1 pseudogene is annotated in these 344 nt (G+C 53.8%); it reads left to right on the top strand.

Features of this window, described 5'->3' with window-relative positions:
- Positions 1-344, top strand: a pseudogene (locus PUR71_RS41290) (hypothetical protein); the annotation flags it as partial.

The following is a 344-nucleotide window of genomic DNA, read 5'->3' on the forward strand; positions in this document are numbered from 1 at the left end:
GGTGGTGTGGGGGGGGGCCGCGCCCCAGACCGCCCAACAAAACCCATCACACCCCCCCTCAACCCCCCGGGCCGCCCCCACACCCCCCCCCCCCACCCCCCGATAGAAAGCCCAAACCCCCCCCCCCCCCCCCCCGCCCCCCCCCCCCCCCAAAACCAACAAAACACAAACGGATCGGCCCAGCCACCCCCCACCCCCCACCAAAAACAAAAAAAAAAAAAAAAACAAAAAAAATACCAACCAAAACAACAAACAAGACTCGGACCACAAAAACCAACAAAAAAAACCAAAAAAACAAAACAAAAACCCCAAACACAAAACAAAAAAAAAAAAAAAAAAAACCA

The sequence above is a fragment of the Streptomyces sp. SP17BM10 genome, from assembly GCF_036322405.1.
Taxonomy (GTDB): domain Bacteria; phylum Actinomycetota; class Actinomycetes; order Streptomycetales; family Streptomycetaceae; genus Kitasatospora.